Annotated in this window: 22 protein-coding genes; 6 read left to right on the forward strand and 16 right to left on the reverse strand. The window is 55.5% G+C overall.

What is annotated here, in order from left to right:
* Positions 1-13: 13 nt before the first annotated feature.
* The 7 genes from ACOTY9_RS16360 to pmbA all read right to left on the reverse strand — a co-directional run bounded on the left by ACOTY9_RS16360 (position 14) and on the right by pmbA (position 4,575).
* Entirely contained in the window at positions 14-655 is a 642-nt protein-coding gene (locus ACOTY9_RS16360; protein WP_003856081.1) for a DUF4310 family protein, read from the reverse strand.
* Between the two features lie 13 nt (positions 656-668).
* Positions 669-1,445: a DUF4311 domain-containing protein gene (locus ACOTY9_RS16365; RefSeq protein WP_008501408.1), complete on the reverse strand. Its 777-nt coding sequence runs from the start codon at positions 1,443-1,445 to the stop codon at positions 669-671.
* Between the two features lie 22 nt (positions 1,446-1,467).
* The gene (locus tag ACOTY9_RS16370; protein ID WP_008501409.1) at positions 1,468-1,767 is read right to left on the reverse strand and encodes a DUF4312 family protein; all 300 of its coding nucleotides are present in this window, start codon (positions 1,765-1,767) and stop codon (positions 1,468-1,470) included.
* 2 nt (positions 1,768-1,769) lie between these two features.
* Positions 1,770-2,132, reverse strand: coding sequence for an SFCGS family glycine-rich protein (locus ACOTY9_RS16375; protein WP_006179053.1), 363 nt, complete (start codon positions 2,130-2,132; stop codon positions 1,770-1,772).
* Between the two features lie 10 nt (positions 2,133-2,142).
* Positions 2,143-2,481 (reverse strand): glycine dehydrogenase, encoded by a 339-nt coding sequence (locus ACOTY9_RS16380; RefSeq protein WP_086527803.1) that lies wholly within the window; start codon positions 2,479-2,481, stop codon positions 2,143-2,145.
* 316 nt (positions 2,482-2,797) lie between these two features.
* A complete protein-coding gene (cybC, locus tag ACOTY9_RS16385; protein ID WP_014882281.1) occupies positions 2,798-3,184 on the reverse strand; it encodes a cytochrome b562 in 387 nt (128 codons plus the stop codon).
* Between the two features lie 38 nt (positions 3,185-3,222).
* Positions 3,223-4,575 (reverse strand): metalloprotease PmbA, encoded by a 1,353-nt coding sequence (pmbA, locus tag ACOTY9_RS16390; RefSeq protein WP_023336694.1) that lies wholly within the window; start codon positions 4,573-4,575, stop codon positions 3,223-3,225.
* A gap of 95 nt (positions 4,576-4,670) precedes the next feature.
* Here pmbA and yjgA point away from each other — a divergent pair, with 95 nt between their 5' ends.
* The gene (yjgA, locus tag ACOTY9_RS16395; protein ID WP_014882279.1) at positions 4,671-5,222 is read left to right on the forward strand and encodes a ribosome biogenesis factor YjgA; all 552 of its coding nucleotides are present in this window, start codon (positions 4,671-4,673) and stop codon (positions 5,220-5,222) included.
* Positions 5,223-5,324: 102 nt separating this feature from the next.
* Here the strand turns inward: yjgA and mpl are convergent, their stop codons facing one another.
* Positions 5,325-6,698 (reverse strand): UDP-N-acetylmuramate:L-alanyl-gamma-D-glutamyl-meso-diaminopimelate ligase, encoded by a 1,374-nt coding sequence (gene mpl, locus ACOTY9_RS16400; protein ID WP_014882278.1) that lies wholly within the window; start codon positions 6,696-6,698, stop codon positions 5,325-5,327.
* A gap of 197 nt (positions 6,699-6,895) precedes the next feature.
* Between mpl and fbp the strand changes: the two genes are divergently transcribed.
* Complete coding sequence (fbp, locus tag ACOTY9_RS16405) at positions 6,896-7,894, forward strand: class 1 fructose-bisphosphatase (RefSeq protein ID WP_014882277.1); 999 nt, start codon at positions 6,896-6,898, stop codon at positions 7,892-7,894.
* Positions 7,895-8,044: 150 nt separating this feature from the next.
* Positions 8,045-8,401: a helix-turn-helix domain-containing protein gene (locus tag ACOTY9_RS16410; protein WP_014882276.1), complete on the forward strand. Its 357-nt coding sequence runs from the start codon at positions 8,045-8,047 to the stop codon at positions 8,399-8,401.
* Here the strand turns inward: ACOTY9_RS16410 and ACOTY9_RS16415 are convergent.
* The 5 genes from ACOTY9_RS16415 to ytfQ all read right to left on the reverse strand — a co-directional run bounded on the left by ACOTY9_RS16415 (position 8,373) and on the right by ytfQ (position 14,622).
* Positions 8,373-9,944: a methyl-accepting chemotaxis protein gene (locus tag ACOTY9_RS16415; protein ID WP_014882275.1), complete on the reverse strand. Its 1,572-nt coding sequence runs from the start codon at positions 9,942-9,944 to the stop codon at positions 8,373-8,375. The genes ACOTY9_RS16410 and ACOTY9_RS16415 overlap by 29 nt on opposite strands.
* A gap of 93 nt (positions 9,945-10,037) precedes the next feature.
* Entirely contained in the window at positions 10,038-11,039 is a 1,002-nt protein-coding gene (gene yjfF, locus ACOTY9_RS16420) for a galactofuranose ABC transporter, permease protein YjfF (protein WP_023331880.1), read from the reverse strand.
* On the reverse strand, positions 11,026-12,051 hold the full coding sequence (gene ytfT, locus ACOTY9_RS16425) for a galactofuranose ABC transporter, ATP-binding protein YtfT (RefSeq protein ID WP_014882273.1): 1,026 nt from the start codon (positions 12,049-12,051) through the stop codon (positions 11,026-11,028). Before ytfT ends, yjfF begins: the two co-directional genes overlap by 14 nt.
* 10 nt (positions 12,052-12,061) lie before the next feature.
* The gene (gene ytfR, locus ACOTY9_RS16430) at positions 12,062-13,564 is read right to left on the reverse strand and encodes a galactofuranose ABC transporter, ATP-binding protein YtfR (protein WP_032637642.1); all 1,503 of its coding nucleotides are present in this window, start codon (positions 13,562-13,564) and stop codon (positions 12,062-12,064) included.
* A gap of 101 nt (positions 13,565-13,665) precedes the next feature.
* The gene (gene ytfQ / locus ACOTY9_RS16435; protein WP_014882271.1) at positions 13,666-14,622 is read right to left on the reverse strand and encodes a galactofuranose ABC transporter substrate-binding protein YtfQ; all 957 of its coding nucleotides are present in this window, start codon (positions 14,620-14,622) and stop codon (positions 13,666-13,668) included.
* Between the two features lie 309 nt (positions 14,623-14,931).
* Between ytfQ and ppa the strand changes: the two genes are divergently transcribed.
* From ppa to ACOTY9_RS16450, 3 genes are all read left to right on the forward strand, one after another.
* Positions 14,932-15,462, forward strand: a complete 531-nt coding sequence (gene ppa / locus ACOTY9_RS16440; protein ID WP_008501423.1) for an inorganic diphosphatase — start codon at positions 14,932-14,934, stop codon at positions 15,460-15,462.
* Between the two features lie 216 nt (positions 15,463-15,678).
* Positions 15,679-16,263 (forward strand): hypothetical protein, encoded by a 585-nt coding sequence (locus ACOTY9_RS16445; RefSeq protein ID WP_014882270.1) that lies wholly within the window; start codon positions 15,679-15,681, stop codon positions 16,261-16,263.
* A complete protein-coding gene (locus tag ACOTY9_RS16450) occupies positions 16,260-16,730 on the forward strand; it encodes a hypothetical protein (protein WP_348565831.1) in 471 nt (156 codons plus the stop codon). The genes ACOTY9_RS16445 and ACOTY9_RS16450 overlap by 4 nt, the downstream gene beginning before the upstream one ends.
* 315 nt (positions 16,731-17,045) lie before the next feature.
* Here ACOTY9_RS16450 and ACOTY9_RS16455 read toward each other — a convergent pair whose 3' ends face one another.
* Genes ACOTY9_RS16455 through tamA form a run of 3 tightly spaced genes read right to left on the reverse strand, consistent with a single transcriptional unit; the run spans position 17,046 to position 22,899 of the window.
* On the reverse strand, positions 17,046-17,390 hold the full coding sequence (locus tag ACOTY9_RS16455) for a gamma-glutamylcyclotransferase family protein (protein WP_014882267.1): 345 nt from the start codon (positions 17,388-17,390) through the stop codon (positions 17,046-17,048).
* 2 nt (positions 17,391-17,392) lie between these two features.
* The gene (gene tamB / locus ACOTY9_RS16460; RefSeq protein WP_023331875.1) at positions 17,393-21,169 is read right to left on the reverse strand and encodes an autotransporter assembly complex protein TamB; all 3,777 of its coding nucleotides are present in this window, start codon (positions 21,167-21,169) and stop codon (positions 17,393-17,395) included.
* Complete coding sequence (gene tamA, locus ACOTY9_RS16465; protein WP_045268860.1) at positions 21,166-22,899, reverse strand: autotransporter assembly complex protein TamA; 1,734 nt, start codon at positions 22,897-22,899, stop codon at positions 21,166-21,168. Before tamA ends, tamB begins: the two co-directional genes overlap by 4 nt.
* Positions 22,900-23,085 lie beyond the last annotated feature (186 nt).

Below are 23,085 nucleotides of genomic sequence, written 5' to 3' on the forward strand. Positions count from 1 at the left end.
GCGCCCGCGGGTATTAAAGGGCGACCGGGAACAGCCAGCCCAAAATCATTGCACCGAGGATGGCGCCACCGGTGATCGGCTTCTGCCAGATGTAGAACAGCAGCGCGCCCACCAGGGAACCGACACCGATAGGAATAGAGGCGGTCATGGCGCTGAGGATAATCAACGGCCCGAGGAAGCGGCCTGAGGCGTTACCCGCGCCCATCATCACGTCAGCCCCGTAGGTGGAGTTGCTCTGGTTGATGGTGAACTTACGCGCCAGGATGATGACGTAGCCAATCGCCAGGCCAATCACCAGGCCGGTAATCAGCGAGGCAATAAAGTTGGTCACCGGGAACATGATCCCCGCCCCCAACAGCAGCGCCGGCACGCCGAGCCCGACGCCGGTCTGAATCGCACCGCCGATGTCGAGAATACCCACCAGTGAGCCTTCAATGATGCGGGCGAACAGGAAGCTTGCGCCGAATGCCGCCACCGCACCGTAGACCCCGGTATCAATCCCGGCTTTCAGCATCGCCACGAAGGCCACTTCGTTAAACGCGCCGATGCCGTAGAGGTAGTACATGTGCGTCCCGGCGAACACGCCGGAGGAGAGCAGGCCAACGAAGATCGGGAACGACCAGTCGGCATACCAAAAACCTTTATTCTGTTCCATGTCGAGGCTCCTGTTATTTACCGCTGAGCGAGTTGTGGATCATGTCGAGCCAGTTCGGCACGGTCAGATGGAAGGATTCGATCATCTTCATGTCGAAGCCGCGGAAGAAGCCGCTCAGCACGAAGAGCAGAACGATCGCCGCCATCATCACTTTAGTGACGTGGTTCCAGCCGCTCTCTTCAACGCCTTTACCGATCAGGATCCCCAGCACCAGGCCCGGTACGGCGTTACCCATGATCAGCTGTGCCGCGCCGCCAAAGATGGTGGCCCAGAAGCCCGATTTTTTACCGGCGTCGATGGCCGCCAGCCAGAAGATCACCGGCATCACGGTGTTGACCAGCAGGTTCGCAGCGGGCACCAGCACCTTCACGGCGGTGACCTGAAGCGCAGCCGGTACGGAGGAGGCCGTCAGGTTAAGGAAAGTCACGACGATCATGCCGATCACGCCACAGGCAATCGCCATTTTGCGCGGATCGTGCAGCGTTTCGCCGACGTTACGGTTTTTGATCATCAGTGCCGCCGCGCCCCAGTTCGGGATGATGCGGTGGTCAACGTCCTGTGTGAAAGCACCCGCGGCCACGGAAGAGGCCCAGGCGTTAAAGAAGAAACCTAACCCAAAGGAGAAGTGAGAAGCGGGATCCCCTTCGCAGGAGTTCAGTTCCCCCAACGTACGAAACGCGCCCATACCCTGAGTGGTAGGCGCATGAAACATGCGTGCAGCCCCGGCCCCAACACCGACGCCTACCAGGCCGCCGATAATGAGCGATTTTATTAATATAATTAAGAACATCAGTCTGCCCTTTTATGAATAATCAGCGTTGCGTGACGAAGTCCACCCGATCGAGATTGATGGCGGTCACGTTGACGGTCACATCCAGCTCCACGCTGTAGGTGCGTCTTTCCCGGCGCAAAAAGAAGAACAGAAACGCTTCTTTACGCACCGCTTCTTGCGCCTGAACGACCTGCACATCCTGTGGCTCAATACGCAGTAAGATATGCGGTGAGGCTTTCATCACCGCGGCCTGAACGTGGTTGAGCGCGTCGGCAAAGGCGCGCGCTTTGGCGTCGCCCTTCCCCTTCACTCTCACCGTGGTTGTGAACTGTTCTTTCATGCTTATGCGCCGTGTTTCTTCTGCCACGCCTGCACCAGACGCTCGCCCAGCTCTTCTTTGTCCATAAAGCCAAATCCCAGCACGTTGCAGCCTTCGTTGATGGCGGTAACGCCTTCATCCACCGAACGCATGCCGTATTTGGCTTTGTAGCCATACTTGGTTTGCGCGGTAATCGCGCCCGCGCCGCCGCTGCCGCAGAAGGAGATGCCGAAGGTGGCGTTTTCCGCTTTCATTACGTCGCCGAGCTTCATATCCGCTGCCATGCCCGGCACAACCACCGCGCGTCCACCTGCTTTTTCCACCCCGGCCGCCACTTTCTGACCTTTACCCAGGCGATCGCCAATCACGACTGTAATCTGTTCCATGTGTTGCTCCTTAAAGGTTGTCTTTCGCGACTTCAAAGTGAACGGAAAGCAGCCAGGCCTCTTCATCAGGAAGGTTGCCAAACTGCGCCACCACTTCACGGGCAAGCCGCATTGAATCCGGTGAAATTTCGTCAAACAGCTCTGCTTCAACCTCCGGCAGCGGCTCGCCGGTCACGGACCGGTGCGCCATGGCGCGAACGTGGGAGGTGAGCATCTGCTCCTGTACTGCGTTGGGGATGATGTTGTGCCGGGCCAGCAGGGCATAGACCTGCTGTAGCATGGTGTTCGCGAGCTGTTCTGTTTGCACCGCCTGTTCCCCAACGTCGTTCATTACCGCTCCGTTAATCACTCGTCTTACCCCGTTAATGGCTCTGGAATAAAACTAACGGTGGGGAGGAAGGGTTTGTAGCGAGTTGTTTTCCACTTCGAAGTGGAAAGGCAAGCCGCGGCAGTGATCTGTGCCACATAAATACGGTGAATGCGGTCAAATCAATGCATTTACGTGATGAATATCACTGATTCCAGCGGTCAAAGGCGGGCAGAGGCAACGAAAACGTTCAGGCGTGGTAATGCAAAAATGTGATGGCGATAGGGTTTACTTATCACCACGCAAAAAAAACGGGAGCCACTGGCTCCCGTTGGGTGTTGGTCCGATGCGCGATCGGTTAACGGTATTTCTTGTGATACGTGTTGCGGGTCGTCACGAACTGCTCGGCCGCCGCCTGGGCTTCTTTGACTTTGCCTTCGTTGGCCAGCTTCAGCGCGCCGTCAATCTGGCCGACCAGCACGTCAAAGCCGTGGCGATAGTCTTTCATCTCTGCGCTGTCAGCCGCTTTGCTTTCCAGCTTCGGCGGTGTCGCTTTTTGGGCGTCCAGCGCCGCTTCACGCATTTTGGTCAGGGCGTCTTTCATTTCCGCCGCATTGTCCGTCTTTTGCACCACCTTCAGGTTTTGCCCGAGGATGCCCATGTCTTCTTCAAGATCGGCAGCAAACGCAGAAGAGCCAAGAACCAGCGTTGAAGCCGCGACGATCGCTAACAGATGTTTACGCATTGCTCACTTCCTTTTTTATTATTAACAAAACGCTATCTTTATTGACCCGCAATTTTCATCTCGGGCAGCAGTACAGAACCACACTGTATATTGCTACGTGTTTCAATATCGTTACCGACCGTAACGATGTTGCGCCACATGTCCTTCAGGTTGCCGGCGATGGTGATTTCGCTCACCGGATACTGAATTTCACCGTTTTCGACCCAGAAGCCCGCCGCCCCGCGAGAATAGTCTCCGGTGATGCCGCTGACGCCCTGGCCCATCAGTTCGGTTACCACCAGACCGGTGCCCATCTCTTTCAGCATCTGCTCAAAGTTCAGGCCCTGCCCGGCAATACGCCAGTTATGTATACCGCCCGCGTGGCCAGTACTTTTCAGCCCCAGCTTGCGCGCGGAGTAGTTGGTCAGCAGCCACTGGGTCAGAATGCCGTCCTTAACGATATCGCGGCGTTCCGTGCGCACCCCTTCGCTGTCGAACGGCGTAGAGGCCAGCCCTTTCAGCAGATGCGGGTGTTCTTCAATGGTCAGCCATTCCGGCAGGATCTGCTTGCCCAGCGAGTCGAGCAGGAAGGTGGATTTACGGTAAACGGAGCCACCGGCGATAGCGCCCACCAGATGACCAAACAGACCGGTTGCCACTTCATTGGCAAAAATCACCGGGGCTTTCATGGTAGAGAGTTTACGCGGCGACAGGCGAGACAGCGTGCGTTCGGCACACTCTTTGCCCACCCACTCCGGCGATTGCAAATCCCCCAGCGCGCGGCCGATGGTGTAGGCGTAGTCACGCTCCATGTCACCGTTCTCTTCGGCGATGACGCAGCTGGAGAGCGAGTGACGGGTGGAGCAGTAGCCCTGCAGCATGCCGTGGCTGTTGCCGAAAACTTTGATGCCGTAGTGGCTGTTGAAGCTGCCGCCTTCGGTATTGGTGATGCGCTTGTCGGCCTGCAGGGAAGCCTGCTCGGCACGCGCGGCCAGCTCGATGGCTTCATCCGGGGTGACTTCTGCCGGGTGGAAGAGATCAAGATCCGGCGCGTCAAAGGCCAGCAGCTCTTTATCGGCCACGCCGGCGTAAGGATCCGGCGAGGTGTATCGGGCGATATCCAGCGCCGCCTGCACCGTGCGGGCAATGGCATCCGGGCTGAGATCGGTAGACGACGCGCTGCCTTTGCGATTCTGGTGATACACCGTGATCCCAAGCGCGCCATCGCTATTGAATTCTACGTTCTCCACTTCGCCATAGCGGGTGCTCACGCTGATACCGGTGGTTTTGCTGACCGCCACTTCGGCGCCATCTGATTTTTCTGAAGCAAGCATCAGCGCGGTGGAGACGGCTTCTTCCAGAATCTTACGCTGCGCTTCAACTTGTGAGGTTACTTTCATCGCAAATGCCATACTGTAAGAGAGAGTTAAATGAAGTCTAACAGAGAACCGTTTTTCAGTGCGCGTCTTAACTGGTAACATTAGCCTCTTTTTTTAAGGAGCCTGACATGACTAAGCAGCCCGAAGACTGGCTCGACGACGTTCCCGGTGATGACATCGAAGACGAAGATGATGAGATCATCTGGGTCAGTAAAAGTGAAATTAAACGCGACGCCGAAGAGTTAAAACAGCTTGGCGCAGAAATGGTAGAACTGGGTAAAAACGCGCTGGACAAAATCCCGCTCGACCAGGATCTGCGTGATGCCATTGAACTGGCACAGAAAATCAAAAAAGAAGGCCGTCGTCGCCAGCTTCAGCTTATCGGGAAAATGCTGCGTCAGCGCGACGTTGATCCGATCCGCCAGGCGCTGGATAAACTGAAAAACCGCCACAACCAGCAGGTTGCGCTGTTCCATAAGCTGGAGCAGATCCGCGATCGTCTGATTGAACAGGGCGATGATGCGGTACCGGAAGTGCTGAACCTGTGGCCGAATGCCGACCGTCAGCAGCTGCGCTCTTTGATCCGCAACGCGAAGAAAGAGAAAGAAGGGAATAAACCGCCGAAGTCTGCGCGTCTGATTTTCCAGTATCTGCGCGAGCTGTCTGAGAACGAAGGGTAATCTGTGCGGTTTTGCGCCGGATGGCGGCGTAAACGCCTTATCCGGCCTACAAGGTCGTGCAAAATCCAGGCCCGGTAAGCGCTAGCGCCACCGGGCTTTTTTTTACTCTGCGGCCTCGGCCTTTTTCGCCAGACCGTCCAGCAGCTTCTGATGGATCCCACCAAACCCGCCGTTGCTCATCACCAGAATATGGTCGCCAGGCTGTGCAGCTTTCACCACCATATCCGCGAGCGCATCCACATCCGCACTCCAGTGGGCAGGCTGAATGCAGGCATCGGCCACTTCCGCCACCTGCCACGGAATATGCTGCGGCTGCAGCAGGAAGACTTCATCGGCACGGCCTAACGACGGGGCCAGATCGTCTTTGCAGATGCCCATTTTCATGGTGTTCGAGCGCGGTTCCAGCACGGCAAGAATGCGCGCGGTGCCGCCGACCTTGCCACGCAACGCGGCAAGCGTCGCCAGAATAGCCGTTGGGTGGTGTGCAAAATCGTCATACACCGTCACGCCATTCGCTTCACCGCGCAGTTCCAGACGGCGGCGGGCATTGATAAACGTGCCCAGCGCATTGGCGGCATCCGCAGGCAGAACGCCGACATGACGCGCTGCTGCAATCGCCATCAGGCCGTTGTGCATGTTGTGTTCGCCCACCAGGCCCCACTTCACCTCACCCACTTTTTCGCCGTCGAGCAACACTTCCCACTCGGAGGCATCCGCGTTGAGTTTCTTCGCCTGCCAGTGACCCTGCTCGCCCACCAGCTCTTGCTCGCTCCAGCAGCCCATCGCCAGAGTCTGCTTCAGGTTGATGTCATTCTCCGGAAGGATGATACGGCCCTGCCCCGGCACGATGCGCACCAGGTGGTGGAACTGCTTCTGAATCGCTTTCAGGTCGTCAAAAATATCCGCGTGATCGAACTCAAGGTTGTTGAGGATCAGCGTGCGCGGGCAGTAATGGACAAACTTGGAGCGTTTGTCGAAGAACGCGCAGTCGTATTCGTCCGCTTCAATGACAAAGAATGGGCTATCGCCCAGACGCGCAGAAACGTCGAAGTTACCCGGCACGCCGCCGATCACAAAGCCCGGCTTGTAGCCACAGGCTTCGAGGATCCAGGTCGCCATGCCGGCGGTGGTGGTTTTGCCGTGGGTACCCGCAACGGCAACCACCCAGCGGTCACGCAGGACGAAATCATGCAGCCACTGCGGGCCGGACATGAACGGAATATTGCGCTCCAGCACCGCTTCAACGCACGGATTGCCGCGGGTCATGGCATTGCCAATAATGACCAGATCCGGCTCGGGATCCAGCTGGCTGGCATCGTAGCCCTGAATCAGAGAGATACCCTGCTTCTCCAGAAGCGTGCTCATCGGCGGATACACATTGGCGTCCGAACCTGTCACTTCATGGCCCAGCGAGCGCGCCAGCATTGCCAGCCCGCCCATGAAAGTGCCACAAATCCCCAATATATGAATGCGCATACGTCACTATCCTTCTTCAATGTGGCGCACATTTTACTCACATGTTAGCGGCTGTGAAACGCATTTCAGGTAAATCCGTATGTTGCTGGCGCGATTCACCTCTGCGCTACTATTTGAATATTTGTTAAGATTGTTGGGCTTTAGTCGTTTTAGTGAACATACAATCGCTCTACTCACAAAGATGCAGGGAAAGTGTTATGAAAACGTTAGGTGAATTTATTGTCGAAAAGCAGCACGAGTTCTCTCATGCTACGGGTGAACTCACTGCTTTGCTGTCGGCAATAAAGCTGGGCGCTAAGATCATCCATCGTGATATCAACAAGGCCGGTCTGGTCGATATCCTGGGTGCCAGCGGTGCCGAGAACGTTCAGGGCGAGGTTCAACAGAAACTCGATCTGTTCGCAAATGAAAAACTGAAAGCTGCACTGCGCGCGCGCGACATCGTTGCGGGTATCGCCTCCGAAGAAGAAGATGAAATTGTTGTTTTCGAAGGCTGTGAACACGCGAAATACGTTGTACTGATGGATCCGCTCGACGGTTCCTCCAACATCGACGTTAACGTTTCTGTCGGTACCATTTTCTCCATCTACCGCCGCGTCACGCCTGTTGGCACGCCGGTGACCGAGGAAGATTTCCTGCAGCCGGGCAGTAATCAGGTGGCTGCCGGTTACGTCGTCTATGGCTCCTCCACCATGCTGGTGTACACCACCGGGTGTGGCGTTCACGCCTTTACCTACGATCCATCGCTGGGCGTCTTCTGTCTGAGCCAGGAGCGTATGCGCTTCCCGGAGAAGGGCAACACCTACTCCATCAACGAAGGCAACTACATCCGATTCCCGAACGGCGTGAAGAAGTACATCAAATTCTGTCAGGAAGAAGATAAAGCGACTCAGCGCCCGTACACCTCCCGCTATATTGGCTCGCTGGTCGCGGATTTCCACCGTAACCTGCTGAAAGGCGGTATCTACCTCTACCCAAGTACCGCCAGCCACCCTGACGGAAAGCTGCGCCTGCTGTACGAGTGCAACCCAATGGCGTTCCTGGCCGAACAGGCGGGCGGCAAGGCGAGCGACGGTAAAGAGCGTATTCTGGACATCGTGCCGGAAAGCCTCCACCAGCGTCGTTCCTTCTTCGTCGGCAACAACCACATGGTTGAAGACGTTGAGCGCTTTATCCGCGAGTATCCGGACGCGTAATCTCTCACTCCCGGGGAGCCCGTCTGGCTCCCCAACACATTTATATCTTTTACCGTATAAGTGTTTATAAAAAACACGCTTTAATATTCACCATTGCTCCTGCATTATTTCCATAACAGTTTGACAAATATTTCTTGGAGCAGCATCGCAATGAAAAATTATTCCCGGGCGAATACCGGCATTGATTTAAACCTTATACCTGTATTTATTGAAGTCGTCCGCTGCGGCAGCATGGCAAAGGCCTCTGTGCGCCTGGAGATGTCACGTCCTGCGGTGAGCCTGGCCCTGAAGCGTTTTAATCAACTGTTTGATGAGCCATTATTTTTCCGCAAAGGTTTATACCTTGAGCCAACTGAAAAAGCGTTAGCGTTAACCCACTCACTGGAAATATTAATGGGCGATATTCACGATAATATTGCGGCCATTAATTCAGGGCGAAATAAATCCCCGGCACAGAACGTACCGGGATTGGGAAATATTATGCCGCAGTCTGAGCCGTTAATTTAAATGATGACATGGCCTCCATCAGCTGACGCGACTGCTCTTCCAGAGAGCGGGTCGCGGCGGAGGATTGCTGCACCAGCGCCGCATTCTGCTGCGCCGTTTCGTCCATCTGATTCACCGCAATATTCACCTGCTCAATACCGCGGCTCTGCTCCTGAGACGCGGTCGCAATCTCGCGCATCAATTTGGTCATGCGCAGCACTTCGGTGGCAATCTCATCCATCGTTTCACCCGCCTGCTGGGCCAGCTCGCTGCCCTCGTTAACGTGGGTCTGCGAATCGCTGATAAGGGATCGGATCTCTTTCGCCGCGTCGGCGCTGCGGCTGGCAAGGTTGCGCACTTCACCCGCCACGACGGCGAACCCGCGCCCCTGCTCGCCCGCGCGCGCCGCTTCCACGGAGGCGTTAAGGGCCAGAATATTGGTCTGGAAGGCAATGCCATCGATCACGCTCAGGATGTCAGCAATACGCGCTGAACTGCCGGAGATATCACGCATTTTTTCAATCACGTAGCAGACCATTTCGCTGCCGTGATCGGCGGTATCAGAAACCGATTTCGCCAGCTGGTGCGCCTGCTCGGCATTATCGGCGTTGAGTTTCACCGTGGCGGTAATCTGTTCCATACTGGCAGCGGTCTGCTCCAGCGAGGTGGCGGTGGATTCTGTACGCTCGGCAAGATCCCGGTTGCCCGCCGTCAGCTCACGGCTGCCGGTGTCGATTTGCGAGCTGGCATCGCGTACCCGCATCACCGAGTGCATCAGCGACTGACGCATCACCTCTATCGCCGCGTTGAGGCGGTTAAATTCCTGGCTCGCCGGGGCATTCAGCGTGTGGGTTAAATCGCCCGCCGCCACATTCTCCAGCTGAGCAATGGAAGCAGAGAGCGGCTTAAGCAGCATATGGCGCAGCACCAGCCAGGCAAGCACGATGATGCCAGCCGTCAGCAGCGCGGCGACAATAATCAGGATCAGCACGCGGGTTTTGCTCGCCTGCACGGCAGTGACTTCCGCCTTCCCTCGCGCTTCGCTCCATGTCTGAAACGCCTGCATATCGTTATCAAACTGCTTCGCCACGGGGATCAGCGTATTCTCCAGCAGGTCGTAATAACTGTCCGCGCTCTGGTCATTCAGGGTTTTTAGCATCGGGTTGATGCCCTGCTGGTTATACGTCGCCAGACTGGTTGCCACGTTATCCAGCAACTTTTGCCCCTGCTCGTCAGCCACGCCGCCGTCGATCACGCCTTTCAGCGTTTTCTGAGCCACGGCGATTTCCTGATTGATGTTTTTAACCGATTTGGCCGCATCATCGAGCATGCCGATTTCCATCATCCGGACGGCCTGGCCCGCCTCATTGCGCGCGCGCAGAATCAGCGTATAGCCGGTATTTAGCTGCACCATCTGCTCACCCTGAAGGTGATTAATGCGCTGCAGTGAAGAAGAACTCTGTGTGAGGGCATAAATGCCAATGCCGCTGACAATCAGCAGCAGAAGGGTCATAACGGCCAGTAAAGAGAGCAAGCCGGTACGAATCGATAGCGTTTTAAGCATGATATTATTTCCGGTAGCGAGATATTTCTGGACAGAAAAAAAGGTTATCGGCCGCTACCGGAAAATGTTTAGACTTTAAGCAAATTCAGCGTGTTATCGCTCTGTTACCGAGGTGTTTACGCGAGTAACAGGCGAGCTTTGACGGTTCTCCCAGAGCACCGTCAGACCGCGCTGCAGGGCAATAAATATAAACAGCAGAATGCCGATGGCGATCTTGGTCCACCAGGAACTGAGCGTGCCGTCAAAGTTGATATAGGTCTGGATCAGCCCCTGGATCGCTACGCCGAACAGCGTTCCCAGCACCGTCCCCACTCCGCCGCTGAGCAGCGTGCCGCCAATGACCACAGAGGCAATCGCGTCCAGCTCCACGCCTACGCCTGCAAGGGCATAGCCCGCCTGGGTATACACCGAGAAGACAATACCCGCCAGCGTTGCCAGGCCGGTTGAGAGCATATAGATGCGGATGGTCGTGCTGCGGGTCGAGATCCCCATCAGGTTTGCCGACGTGGCGTTCCCGCCAATGGCGTAAACCTGATTACCGAACCGGGTACGGTGGGCAAGGAAGATACCTACCACTACCACGCCCAGCATCAATAACCCCATCGCGCTCAGACGACCACCGCCGGGGATTTTCCACGCCAGGCTGGAGAGCGTGTCGTACACCGGGTGGTTAATCGGGATGGACTCTTCCGATACCAGGTAACTTACGCCGCGCAGGAAGAACATCCCGGCGAGGGTAATAATAAAAGCGGGAATTTTTAGCGCGTCGATCAGTAGCCCCATAAAGGCGCCAAACGCACAGCCCATCGCCAGCACCAGCGGAAACGCCACCAGAGGGGAGATCCCCCAGAAACCGATCGCCTTGGCGAGGAACACGCCGGTAAACGCGATCACCGAGCCAACGGAGAGATCGATCCCACCGGAGAGGATCACAAAGGTCATCCCGACGGCGATGATGCCTAAAAAGGCGTTATCGGTCAGGATGTTGCAAATCACGCGCGTTGAGGCAAAACCGGGGAACTGGGTCAGACAGTAGAGATACCCCAGCACAAACACGCCCAGCGTGATCATTAACGGTAAATTACGTTTTATCATGGCCACGGATCCCCTTAATGATGCTGACAAAGCGCGGTGACTGGACGATCAGCACGCAGAGTACGACCACCGCTTTTACCACCTGGTTGAGTTCCGGCTGAAAACCGGAGAGCAGGATCCCGGTGTTCATGCCCTGAATGATCAGCGCGCCAATGACCGAGAGCAGCAGGTTAAAGCGCCCGCCCATCAACGATCCGCCGCCAATCACCACCGCGAGGATGGCATCCAGCTCCAGCCAGAGCCCGGCATTGTTGGCATCGGCCCCGCGGATATCGGCCGCGACAATCACCCCGGCAATGGCGGCGCAAACGCCGCTCAGCACGTAGGTCAGCATCACCATCAGCCGCGTATTGACCCCGGCATTTCGTGCCGCACGAATGTTGATCCCCACCGCTTCAATAAACATGCCGAGCGCTGTTTTGCGGGTGAAAAGCCAGAACACCACTAATGTAACCAGAGCCACGATCACCGGTGTTGGAAAGAACAGGAAATTGCCGCTGCCGATCCACGCCAGACTCGGGGAGTTAAAGGTGACTATCTGTCCGGAGGTGATCAGCTGCGCCACCCCGCGCCCGGCCACCATCAAAATAAGGGTGGCGACGAAAGGCTGAATTTTTAGTACCGCCACCAGAATGCCGTTCCACAGTCCGGCCAGCACGCCGGTTCCCAATGCCGCCAGCAGTACCACCGGCAGGCTATGGCCCGCCACGGTCATGGAGGCTGCGGTGGCCCCGGCAATAGCCATCACCGCGCCGACGGAGAGGTCAATCCCGCCGGTGGCTATCACCAGCGTCATACCAATCGCCAGCAGCGCGACGGGCGCGGCACGGTTCAAAATATCGATCGGGCTGCCAAACAGGCGACCATCCTGAACAATAATCTGGAAGAAATGCGGTGCGACAAGGCTATCCACCAGTAACACCACCAGCAGCGCTGCGATTTGCGGCGTGCCGGTTGGCCAGTTAAAGCGGCGCTTTGACTCACCGGTTTGCGAAAGCGAACGGGACATCACAATTCACTCCTTATGCCGCGATGGCATTCATGATCGCCGGAACGGACAGCTTATCCAGCGGGATCTCAGCCACCTGTTTGCGATCGCGCATGATGATCACGCGATCGGCATACCCCACCAGCTCTTCCAGCTCGGACGAAATGACCAGCAGCGCCAGCCCGTCGGCACACAGCGTTTCGATAAGCCGGATAATTTCGGCGTGCGCGCCAACGTCAATGCCGCGCGTGGGTTCATCCAGGATCAGGAACTGCGGTTTGGTCAGCAGCCAGCGTGACAGCAGCACTTTCTGCTGGTTACCGCCGGAGAGAAATTCGATCGGCTGTTCCGCGCTCGGCGTACGAATACCCAGCTGGCGAATAAAGCGCTCGGCAATGGCGTTTTGCTCTTTACGCGGAATTGGACGCAACCATCCGCGCTGCGCCTGTAGCGCCAGAATGATATTTTCCCGCACCGAGGCGGCGGCAATAATGCCGTCCGTTTTCCTGTCTTCCGGGCAGAACCCCACTCCCAGACAGGAGGCCTGATGCGGCGATCGCAGGGTTTGCGGTTTACCTTTGATCAACGCGGTACCGCTGTCCGCAGGCTTGATGCCGAAGATCACCTCGGCGGTTTCGGTCCGGCCTGACCCTAGCAGCCCCGCCAGCCCGACAATTTCGCCGGGGCGCACTTCGAGGTTAAACGGTGAGATGATCCCTTTTTTGCCGTAATCGCTGAACGCGGCCACCGGTTTTTCGCTCAGCAGCGTGCGCCCTGCGCGCTGGAGCGCATTGGTCTCCAGCTCACGGCCCAGCATCATTTTGACCAGCTCAATCTGCGGCAGCTCGCGGGTTTCACGGCAGCCGACAAAGCTGCCGTTACGCAGTACGGTAATGCGATCGCTCACTTCATACACCTGATCGAGGAAGTGTGTGACGAAGATCAGGCTGACGCCCTGATCGCGCAGCTGGCGCATCAGGGTAAAGAGCATCTCGACTTCCTGGGTATCGAGGCTGGCGGTAGGTTCGTCGAGGATCAGCACCTTCGCGGAGAGATCGATCGCGCGGCAAATGGCGACGATCTGCTGCATCGCGACGGAAAACCGGTTCAGCGGCTCGCGAACGTCGAGGGAGAAGCCGTAGGATTCCATCAGTTTCGTCGCCCGCGCTTCTATCTCTTTGCGCCGCAGCAGGCCAAAACGTCTTGGTTCACGACCAATAAACAGGTTATCCGCCACCGACATATTTGGCAGCAGGTTCACTTCCTGGTAGACCGTCCCAATCCCAAGCTGTTGAGCATGGGCGGTATTTTTTGGCGAAATGGCGTTGCCTTCCAGCCAGATGGTGCCGCGATCGGCGTGATAAACGCCGGTCAGAGATTTAATCAGCGTCGATTTTCCCGCGCCGTTCTCGCCCAGCAGCGCCATAATTTCACCGCGCCGCAGGCTGAAATCAACGTTATCCAGCGCTTTTACACCCGGGAAAAATTTGCTTAAGCCCTCTGTGCGGAGGATTTCCTGGTGCTGTTCAGTGGTCATGGTTCCCCCTACATCAAGCCGGGTGGCGCTACGCTTATCCGGCCTACAAAAGAGCGTATCGTAGGCCGGGCAAGCGCAGCGCCACCCGGCAATTCACTGGCTTAGTAGCCCATGTTTTTCTTCTTCTCTAACTCTTCTTTCGCCGTATCCGGCAGGTAGAGCGTGGACTTGGTGACGGTCACCTTCTCAGGCATCGTGCCGTCTTTCTTGAATTTCTCCAGCGCATCAAATGCCGGACCCGCCATATTTGGCGTCAGTTCTACGCTGGCATTGGCTTCGCCGTCGATCATCGCTTTGTAGATATCCGGCACACCGTCGATAGAGCCGGTGAGGATATCTTTGCCCGGCTTCAGGCCCGCTTCTTTAATCGCCTGAATCGCACCGATCACCATGTCATCGTTATGGGCGTAAACCATGCAGATGTTCTTGCCGTTGTTTTCCGCTTTAATGAAGCTCTCCATGACCTCTTTACCTTTACTGCGGGTAAAGTCGCCGGACTGAGAGCGGATAATCTTGATGTTTGGCGCTTTCGCGATGGCCTCAGCAAAACCCTTCTTACGGTCGATAGCCACGCTCGCCCCCACGGTGCCCTGCAGTTCAACGACGTTACACGGCTTGCCGTCGACCTGTTTTACCAGCCAGTCGCCAATTAATTGCCCTTCAAGCACGTTGTTGGCCGTCACGGTGGTCATATAGAGAGATTTGTCTTTAACGTCGATGGAACGATCGAGCAGGAAGACCGGAATCTCAGCATCTTTGGCTTCTTTCAGAACCGGTTCCCAGCCGGTCGCCACCACTGGCGCGATAAAGATGGCATCCACGCCCTGAGCAATAAATGAGCGCACGGCTTTGATCTGGTTTTCCTGCTTTTGCTGACCATCGGCGATTTTCAGCGTGATGCCGCGTTTCTGAGCCTCGCTTTTCGCAACGTTGGTTTCTGCCGCACGCCAGCCGGATTCAGAGCCAACTTGCGAAAAACCTACGGTTAAAGGGGCGGCCATCGCCATAGACGACATGGCTGCCGAAACTGCTGTGACAAGAAGTAAGCGCTTCCACATATGAGCGTCCTCGTAGGGGTGTTTATTGTTGGTTAAAAGATGTTCTGCGAAATGACTATAGCCAATGAAATATGTAACGAATTGCGTTACATCACACTTCGGAAAAGTGAATAAAACGTTAATCACAAGTTTGTAATCGCTTTCATTTCACCATTAAAAATGCGGCTGAGTTTATGGATTTTTCTGTCATGGAATCGGTCTGAAAAGTGGTGCTGGCGGGGAGAGAATGCGAAAACAGGCGGAGACATTCAGCGTGAGTTGGCTATAATACCTGCCACTTGTTTACCATCCATTTTAAAGGACACCGACATGAGCTTACTCAACGTCCCAGCGGGTAAAGAACTGCCAGAAGACATCTACGTAGTTATCGAAATCCCGGCAAACGCAGATCCGATCAAATACGAAGTGGACAAAGAGAGCGGCGCCCTGTTCGTAGACCGTTTCATGTCTACCGCGATGTTCTATCCATGCAACTACGGTTACATCAACCACACCCTGTCTCTGGACGGTGACCCGGTTGACGTACTGGTCCCAACGCCATACCCGCTGCAGCCAGGCGCAGTCATTCGCTGCCGTCCAGTTGGCGTGCTGAAAATGACCGACGAATCCGGTGAAGATGCGAAGCTGGTTGCAGTACCGCACACCAAGCTGAGCAAAGAGTACGATCACATTAAAGATGTGAACGACCTGCCAGAACTGCTGAAAGCGCAGATCACTCACTTCTTCGAGCACTACAAAGACCTCGAAAAAGGCAAGTGGGTTAAAGTTGACGGCTGGGACAACGCAGAAGCGGCGAAAGCAGAAATCATCGCCTCTTTCGAGCGCGCGGCTAAGAAGTAATTCTTACGCTGATAATGAAGGCCCCGCGAGTCGGGGCTTTTTTATGGATTAGTTAAAAGCACCACATGAGTTTTTAAGATAAATCCCATTTCTTTTATCTTGTATATTCTTAAAAAAAGGACACCCTATCATTTATGGTGGGAGTGGTTGAATAGCATGGAAATTAATAACATACTGTCATGATGATCATTAATCCCCATTCATAACAGGATTCATATGTCATCCATTAACATTGATGTTGCCCGCCCAACTGGAATTTATTTTATCATTGAACGACTGTATTCCCGCGATGGACTTATGCCTTCTATTGGGGAAATAAGCCCCTCTTTGACACAGGTGCATCGTACAGTCATTCAGCTAAAACGTAAGCAAGATATGTTTATGGATGGTATAAAAGTAATCCCAAAAGATATTACCCTTTGGCAACAGATAAAATATCTTACGGGTTCAAAAGTCACGACTAAAGATACCGATGCGTTAGTGTATACGACCGATTTTATCGGCTCCCTTGTTGCCACTACACCTTTAGGCAATATTGAGCATGAAAGCATTCCTCGCTTCCTCACGACAGAGTCTATTCACTCCCTTCCGCAAGCAGTGAGTTATGGGCGTGATCCCATCCCACAGGTACTTCTTTATGGTCGTAAGGATATTGTCTTCTTTATGGACAATGGTGGTAAAGGTACGCCAACCGCTATTGCAAAGTATAACCACAATACTCGTGACCTTGCCATAATCAAAGATCAGCTGGAAGCTGGTAAAACAATGAAGGAACTGCTTTCTAAGGGAGCAAAATTATGAGTAAGAAAAGCCATATCGTGAGTCTATTCATCCTTATTATTGCTGCCTTTATCTTTGGCAGAAGCACGTATGTTGAATACCTGGCATGGTACTATGGAAGCGATAATTTAGTCTTCAATGAAGTTAATATCGCCTTACTATCAAGTTTATTTAACGGACTCTATTTTGCTCTTTCAGCAAGTATTATCTACGCATCACTTATGTTATTAAAAAGAATTCCAAAAAATATCGTCGCTTCTTGTCTACTTCAGTTCTGTATCAACATCGGGCTATATACACTTTTTGTTGCAGTAGAGAGAGGATATAGTAAATTGCATACTTTAGGCTCGGGTGCTACTGATATCACCCACAGCTATTTTTTAGGGGCGTTGCTGACGAGCACACTCCTGACCGTCGCGATCGTGAGCGTTATACATGCTAAGTTTCTTTCTTCAAAGCATAAAGATGGGTTACATAAAGGCGTTTGACTGTTACGGCAAAGACAGCAAATGGCAGTATCTCTGCATCATAACATTCCAGCTTGCCTGGTTTTTGTTTTACTTATGGATCCCTTATCGAAGCGATTATGCGATTCTGCTGTTTTTACTGTTTTTCCTGCCCGTCATTTCAAGCAATACGCGGTGCATAAACTACTATGGCCGTTCACGCGCCTTGTGTTTTTTATGGATTATTGCCCCGTACGTCATGCTGTTCGTTCCTCTGTTCTTAACCAGACGCCGTAATACAGAAGATAATTGAAAGAGTAAAAAAACAACGCCACCTTCCGGTGGCGTTGTCGTTTTTCAGTACTGGTCTCTGTCTAACCAGTTACCGCTTACAATCCGCGTTAACCCATCGACCGGACGCTGGTAGACATACATCCACGCACTTCCGTACGGCGTCTGGATCAACTGGCGAGCGTATTCACCGCCCCTGGTGCGCAAGGCATCAAGTTCGGCAAGTGTAGCATTATCAATACGATAAACTTCACCCTGTACTGTTCCTTCGCCGGGAACCGCGCCTGGATAGTGGCCCAGGCTGTACAACTGGTAATTTTCGATATTGTAATTCCCCAGCAGCAGGGCATTGGTCATCCAGTGACTGTTGCCTTGCTTGGTTCGTAAACTGCCGTAGACAAATATTCGCATTGCTAAAACTCAAACTGATAGAGCAGATCAAGTGCCTGGTCTACGCCGGACACTGCTTCCAGATATAGCTTAGGCATCAGGCGATAGCGTAGCGTGAGTGTTGCCAGTGAGTCAAAGATCCCCACACCGTATTTTACCTGCAGACCCGGCAGTACATAGCCACTGACCACCACCTGCGAGGAGTCACCCACGCCCTGGGTGTCCAGCGCCAGATTGCTTACGCCGAACGTCTCGCCGATTTTACCCACAACCTGCCCACTTTGTGCAACCCCCAGGCCGACTAACATTGAGGTCATCGCCGCACTGTCGCTCTGACCGCTGTCCAGACCCTGTCCACGCAGCAGGTAAGAGAGGGCTTCCTGCTGCGACATCGCCGGGTCAGAGAAGATCTCCGCCTTCGGTTCGTCGGCAGAGCCGGTGACGCGTACACCTGCAATGACGTCGTTTTCCGTCGCTTCAGGGTTACGAATCGCTTCGATGTTCAACAGAGGCTGATCCGGTGGACCGGAGAACAGCAGCTCGCCCTTACGCACAATCAGATCCTGACCATAGGCATGGAAACGCCCTTCAGGAATATTGATCTGCCCGTTCAGGCCAAGCCCTTGTTTATCCTGGGCCACTTTCAGATCGCCCGTGAGCCTCGCCTTCAGCCCAAACGCATCCAACCGCACGTTATTCCCCACGTGTACGATAAGGTTACTATTAATCGGTATGCCAGCGCTCTTCTGTTCGACAGGTTTCAGATTTTCATTGAGCATAACTTCATCACTTGAGACACCGACGGCGCTTTCCGGAACCTCGTGAACCACAATACGCGCCCACGGCACATCGACGCGCCCGTCCAGGGTGAAGAGGCTTGGCGTCGCCTCAAAGACCACATCCGGCGAGACATCCAGGCGCACCATTGGCGGTACGGTAATGCGCACCTTGCTGCCTTTGGCCGCGATGCGGGCACGCCAGTTATCGAGCTGGCTCCAGTCCGCGTCACCGCTCAGGTTGATTTGCCCCTGCTGCGTTAACACCGAACCGCTCAGGGTCGAGCTCATGCCGTTGAAGTTCATCGCAATCTGGCTGGGCTGCATATCAAACGGCATAAAGTTGCCGTCGATGTCCACGCCGCTGAGGCGCATCTGACCGAATAGCTGCGGGCTTTGCGCGTTGCCGCCCAGACGCAGGTTGGCGTTCAGCATGCCCTCGGCTTTCTCCCCGCGGGCGAATATCGGGTTCACCATCGCCAGGTTGAAGTTACGGATATTGACGTTGCCGCCCAGATTACGCCGTCCTTGCGGATCGGTAATTTGTACCTGTCCGTCAAGCTGACCGTTGTTAGTAAGACGGATCAGCCACCCCAGCTCAGCACGGTTGTTATGCAGGTCTGCGCTCAGGTTGAGGGTATCGAATGCCACCGGGAGCGACGCATCATTCACCTCCTGCGTCACCTTCACGTTACGGCCCGAAAGCGTGACGCTACCCTGCGGCAGCCCCTCTTTGGTCGTATCCCAGGCGACATCGGCTTTCCCGCTGAAGACGCCGCTGGCCTGCGTGGTGTCCGGCATAAACGGTTTCAGCATCGCCAGATCAAAGCGGTTGAGGTTTACCTGCGCGTGCCCTGCCGCGCCCGCATCGATGGTCTGCGGCACGCACAGTTCTGCATTCGGGTTGATCCAGCAGTGCGGCCCAATAGCGATCTTTTGTTCCGCATTACGGTAGTCCAGCGAGAGAGAACGTGACAACGCCAGCGGCCCCACCGGCGTGTTGAAACGGGTATTGTCCAGCGTCCCTTTCCAGCGCTCCGCTTTGCGGTCGAAGCTGCCGGTCAGGTGAAGCTGCCCGGAAACCGGCTCACCCTGCACGCGTAGCTGGAGGTCATGCTGTTTTTCGTTCCCTTTGGCGTCCAGGGTGACCAGGTTAATGTTCACGTCCGGCTGAGAAATGCGCTCCACGCGCAGGTTCAGGTTACCGCCGATCTGATCGGTGGATTTCACATCTCCTTCCACGCGGACGCGAGCAACGCTCAGTTCCTGCCAGCGCAGATTATTGGCGGTGATATCCGCAAGGAGCTGTGGCGCGTCGACCGTACCGCGCACTTTCACTAACCCTTTCGCCGTTCCGCCCAGGCCCGGCAGGGCGTTATCCAGGTTCGGCGCGTCGATGGTGGCATCAAGATTGAGATCTTTTACCCCCAGCTCGCCTTTGATATCCGCCGTGTTGCGCCCCAGCGCGACGTGCAGACCCGGGATCACCCACTGCAGGTAGCTGTTGCCTTTCACCGAGCCTTCAACATTCACCTTGTTCTGCTTGACGTTACCGGTGAGCTTGATCTCCGGCACGTCCATCTGCCACGTACCGCCGTACAGGCTACCGCGCGTTTTGATCAGCCCGTCCAGCTTCGACGGCCAGTCCGGCACCTCTTTGGCGGTGTTGATACCCGTCAGCTTCAGTTCGCCCCGCCAGCTGATCGCCTGCTGCCAGTCGAGCAGCGCGGTCAGCTCCGTTTTCCCTTCCAGCGCCGCGACGGTCAGCTTGTCGAGGTTGACCTGCTGTTCGTTGCCCTTCGCATCCAGCGTGATGTTCGCGGGCGGTACGCCCTGTCCCTTCACCGCCGTGTGGAACGAGAGCGTGTAGTCAGTCATCTTGCCGCTCAGCTTCAGCTTCAGGTCATCGGCCTGGAACTGTTTTTCGCCGGTAAACGGCCAGTAAAGCTGCTTGCTGACGACCTCAAGATTGAGCGGCAGCCCGGCTTCCGCCAGCTGAGTCTGCGCGCGCAGAACCATGTCCACCGGGCCGGAGAGATTGACCCCGACGTCCAGCTTATCGCGCAGCGCCCCACCCACTTTGACCTTCACTTTTTCGCCCTTCAGCGGGTCGATGTTGAGCGCGCTGTTCAGCGTGATATCCACCGGCCAGTTGTCGCGCAGCAGGGCGTTACCAGACGCATTCACCGACCCCTGGTTGGTGTCGATATCCAGCGCGTCGAGCTTCATGTTGCCGTCAATGCTGCTGACTTTCAGCAGCATGTTGTAGACGGTCAGGTCGGTATCGCCGGTCAGGCGTAGCTGCTCACCTTTGAACTCCTCAATATTGAGGTTCAGCGGCAGATGAACGTCAGTCATTTCCGGCAGAACAGGCTTCGAGAAGAGATCCTTTAGCGTTTCACCCAGCGGCTTTTCTTCCGGCTGCGGATTCTGGATCTTCGGCTCGACGATCTCTTCCTGCGCCACCTCGGCCACTTTCGGCAGCGCGATCAGCAAGCCCTGCAGTGAGGTTGGCGTCAGGGTCAGGTTTTTCTCCTGCCAGCGCAGGCCGGAGGTGAAATCCATGACGGAAACGGTGGTGTCGTCGATTTTAATATTGACGTTATCGAGCGCCACCCGATAGAGCGCAATCGGGTACGGCGTGGAGAGATTCAGCGGGCCGCTATCCTCTTCTTCCACCGGCGCAGACGGCGGCATTTTCTTCGAATCTATCGCCACGTTAACGTCTTTTAGCGACAGATCGTTAACGCACAGCTTGCTGTCACGCAGACAGCCCAGCTTCACCGCGAGGTGAAATTCCCCGGCATTTACCGCCACGCCTGGCTGCTCATAGCGGATGTTCTTCAGACGCAGGTCGCGCCAGCCGCCGGTCACCTGACCTATCTCCAGCCCCGGCACCCAGCGGTTCGCCGCGTTAAACAGCAGATGCAGCCCGGTCGTCGTCCCCACCAGAAACGCCACCGTACCGAGCAGCAGCACGATAAAAATCAGCACCCCGAGGCTTATTTTCTTCCATAAACTCATAATTCAGGCCCCAGACCGATGTAAAACTGTAATCCATGTTCTTCTTTGTCGCCGACCGGAACGGCGAAATCAAGCTTGATGGGCCCGACCGGTGACTGCCAGCGCACGCCTACACCTGCGCCAGTTTTAAAGTCGCTGCGGCGGATATCGCTCACCGCCTCGCCGCCATCAACGAACATGGCGCCCCACCATTTTCCGCTGACGTTGTACTGGTACTCCAGCGAGCCAGTGGCCAGCTTGGAGGCCCCGATCAGCTTGCCGTCATCGTCTTTAGGCGCGATAGATTTGTATTTGTAGCCGCGGATGCTGCGGTCGCCCCCGGCGAAGAAACGCAGGTCCGGCGGGACTTTGTCGAAATCGCCGGTTTCAATCCAGCCGAGGTTGCCGCGCATGACAAAGCGGTGTTTGTCATACAGCGTGCGGATCCAGACGTTTTGCGCCTGAATCACCGAGAAATCCACGTCAGAACCCCACATCGTGTTGGAGTAATCGATGGAGTAACGCTGGGAATCCCCCCAGGTTGGCATCAGGCCGCCGCGCGAGCGGGTGCGGCTGATCATCACCCCAGGATAGAGCAGCATGGTGGTGTTGGTGACGTTGGCCTGGGTAAAGTGGTCCAGGCTCCAGCGCAGGTTAATGGCACGCTGCCAGCCGCTGGAGAGATCCCAGTAGCGGGATACCGCAAGCGTGGTGGAATCGGACTCTGTATCGTTCAGGTCGGTGCGCTTAAAGCCCCCCTGGACCAGATAGTACTGCTCAAGCGGATTTTTCAGCAGCGGCATTTTATAGCTGAAATCAAGCTGCTGCTCCGGTGCAGAGATACTGGCGCTGGTCGTCAGGCTGTGGCCGTATGAGTTCATCCACGGCTTTTTCCAGGTGGCCTTCACGCGCGGGCCGACGTCGGTCGAATAGCCAACACCGGTCTCAATGGTGTTCTCGGTGCGCGGCGAGACAACGCCATGCAGCGGCAACACCTTGGTTTTGCGAGACTTATCAAATTCCGGCGCGACAACCACCGAGTTAAACCAGCCGGTGGCGGAGAGACGACGGTTTAGCTCCGCCAGGTCGCTCGACTGGTAGTAGTCGCCTTTTTTAAACGGCACGAGGTTTTGCAGGTACTCTTCACGAATTTGCGAACCTTCAAACGTCACGTCGCCAAAGCGGTAGCGCTCCCCGCTGTCGTAGTCGATGTCCCAGAAGGCCTGGCGTCGCGCCAGCGCGATGCCCAGCTGGCTTTTGTTGAACTGGCTGTCAAAGTAGCCCTTACGCAGGGAAACGCTCGTCAGCTCTTTTTTGAAATGGTCGTAATCGCCATGGTTAAGCACGGTGCCGATCTTCGGCCGCGTGCTGAGCAGATCCAGGTAATCCCGGTCGGTACGCGCCCCGCCGCGCAGGACGACGTTCGTGCCACCAATCCGTACCGGCTCCCCCGCCGAGACGCGGGCAATAAGCACCTGACGCCCCTTCTTTGGCGGCGGACGGAGATCGAAATCAATGGTGGGTTCGTAATAACCCAGCGCTTTCAGCCCTTCACGGATCGCGTCATCCACGCGCGCGCGAAAACGCCGGTCCGGCGTCACCTCATCACTCTGGATGGTCGACAGCTGCGCACGCACGTTTTTTTCCAGCGCCCCGGAAAGCCCCTCAACCTGCAAACGGACATTCGCCGCGCTGGCAACCCCGCTTGTCAGCAACACACTGACCAAACATAACTGGCGGATTTTTGTCACGTTTTCTCCTGAATATCCCTGTTTCCACCCTGGAAGCAAATGCAGTGCCGCTCCGCGGCAAAATACGGCCTTTTAGCCAAAAACCCACATCACGGGTTGAAAATGGGTGTAACACCCAAATATTTCTTATGATTAAATCTAGACTCATTCAGCGCATTTATTGTGTTCAATTAAACGCGTCGTGAC

Origin of the sequence: Enterobacter cloacae complex sp. SHL012 (genome assembly GCF_049237505.1) — a bacterium.
GTDB lineage: Bacteria > Pseudomonadota > Gammaproteobacteria > Enterobacterales > Enterobacteriaceae > Enterobacter > Enterobacter kobei.

Coding starts and splice junctions, on each gene's coding strand:
- ACOTY9_RS16360 (WP_003856081.1), bottom strand. CDS start 655: ATGGAACAGAATAAAGGTTTTTGGTATGCCGACTGGTCGTTCCCGATC.
- ACOTY9_RS16365 (WP_008501408.1), bottom strand. CDS start 1,445: ATGTTCTTAATTATATTAATAAAATCGCTCATTATCGGCGGCCTGGTA.
- ACOTY9_RS16370 (WP_008501409.1), bottom strand. CDS start 1,767: ATGAAAGAACAGTTCACAACCACGGTGAGAGTGAAGGGGAAGGGCGAC.
- ACOTY9_RS16375 (WP_006179053.1), bottom strand. CDS start 2,132: ATGGAACAGATTACAGTCGTGATTGGCGATCGCCTGGGTAAAGGTCAG.
- cybC (WP_014882281.1), bottom strand. CDS start 3,184: ATGCGTAAACATCTGTTAGCGATCGTCGCGGCTTCAACGCTGGTTCTT.
- pmbA (WP_023336694.1), bottom strand. CDS start 4,575: ATGGCATTTGCGATGAAAGTAACCTCACAAGTTGAAGCGCAGCGTAAG.
- yjgA (WP_014882279.1), top strand. CDS start 4,671: ATGACTAAGCAGCCCGAAGACTGGCTCGACGACGTTCCCGGTGATGAC.
- mpl (WP_014882278.1), bottom strand. CDS start 6,698: ATGCGCATTCATATATTGGGGATTTGTGGCACTTTCATGGGCGGGCTG.
- fbp (WP_014882277.1), top strand. CDS start 6,896: ATGAAAACGTTAGGTGAATTTATTGTCGAAAAGCAGCACGAGTTCTCT.
- ACOTY9_RS16410 (WP_014882276.1), top strand. CDS start 8,045: ATGAAAAATTATTCCCGGGCGAATACCGGCATTGATTTAAACCTTATA.
- ACOTY9_RS16415 (WP_014882275.1), bottom strand. CDS start 9,944: ATGCTTAAAACGCTATCGATTCGTACCGGCTTGCTCTCTTTACTGGCC.
- yjfF (WP_023331880.1), bottom strand. CDS start 11,039: ATGATAAAACGTAATTTACCGTTAATGATCACGCTGGGCGTGTTTGTG.
- ytfR (WP_032637642.1), bottom strand. CDS start 13,564: ATGACCACTGAACAGCACCAGGAAATCCTCCGCACAGAGGGCTTAAGC.
- ytfQ (WP_014882271.1), bottom strand. CDS start 14,622: ATGTGGAAGCGCTTACTTCTTGTCACAGCAGTTTCGGCAGCCATGTCG.
- ppa (WP_008501423.1), top strand. CDS start 14,932: ATGAGCTTACTCAACGTCCCAGCGGGTAAAGAACTGCCAGAAGACATC.
- ACOTY9_RS16445 (WP_014882270.1), top strand. CDS start 15,679: ATGTCATCCATTAACATTGATGTTGCCCGCCCAACTGGAATTTATTTT.
- ACOTY9_RS16450 (WP_348565831.1), top strand. CDS start 16,260: ATGAGTAAGAAAAGCCATATCGTGAGTCTATTCATCCTTATTATTGCT.
- ACOTY9_RS16455 (WP_014882267.1), bottom strand. CDS start 17,390: ATGCGAATATTTGTCTACGGCAGTTTACGAACCAAGCAAGGCAACAGT.
- tamB (WP_023331875.1), bottom strand. CDS start 21,169: ATGAGTTTATGGAAGAAAATAAGCCTCGGGGTGCTGATTTTTATCGTG.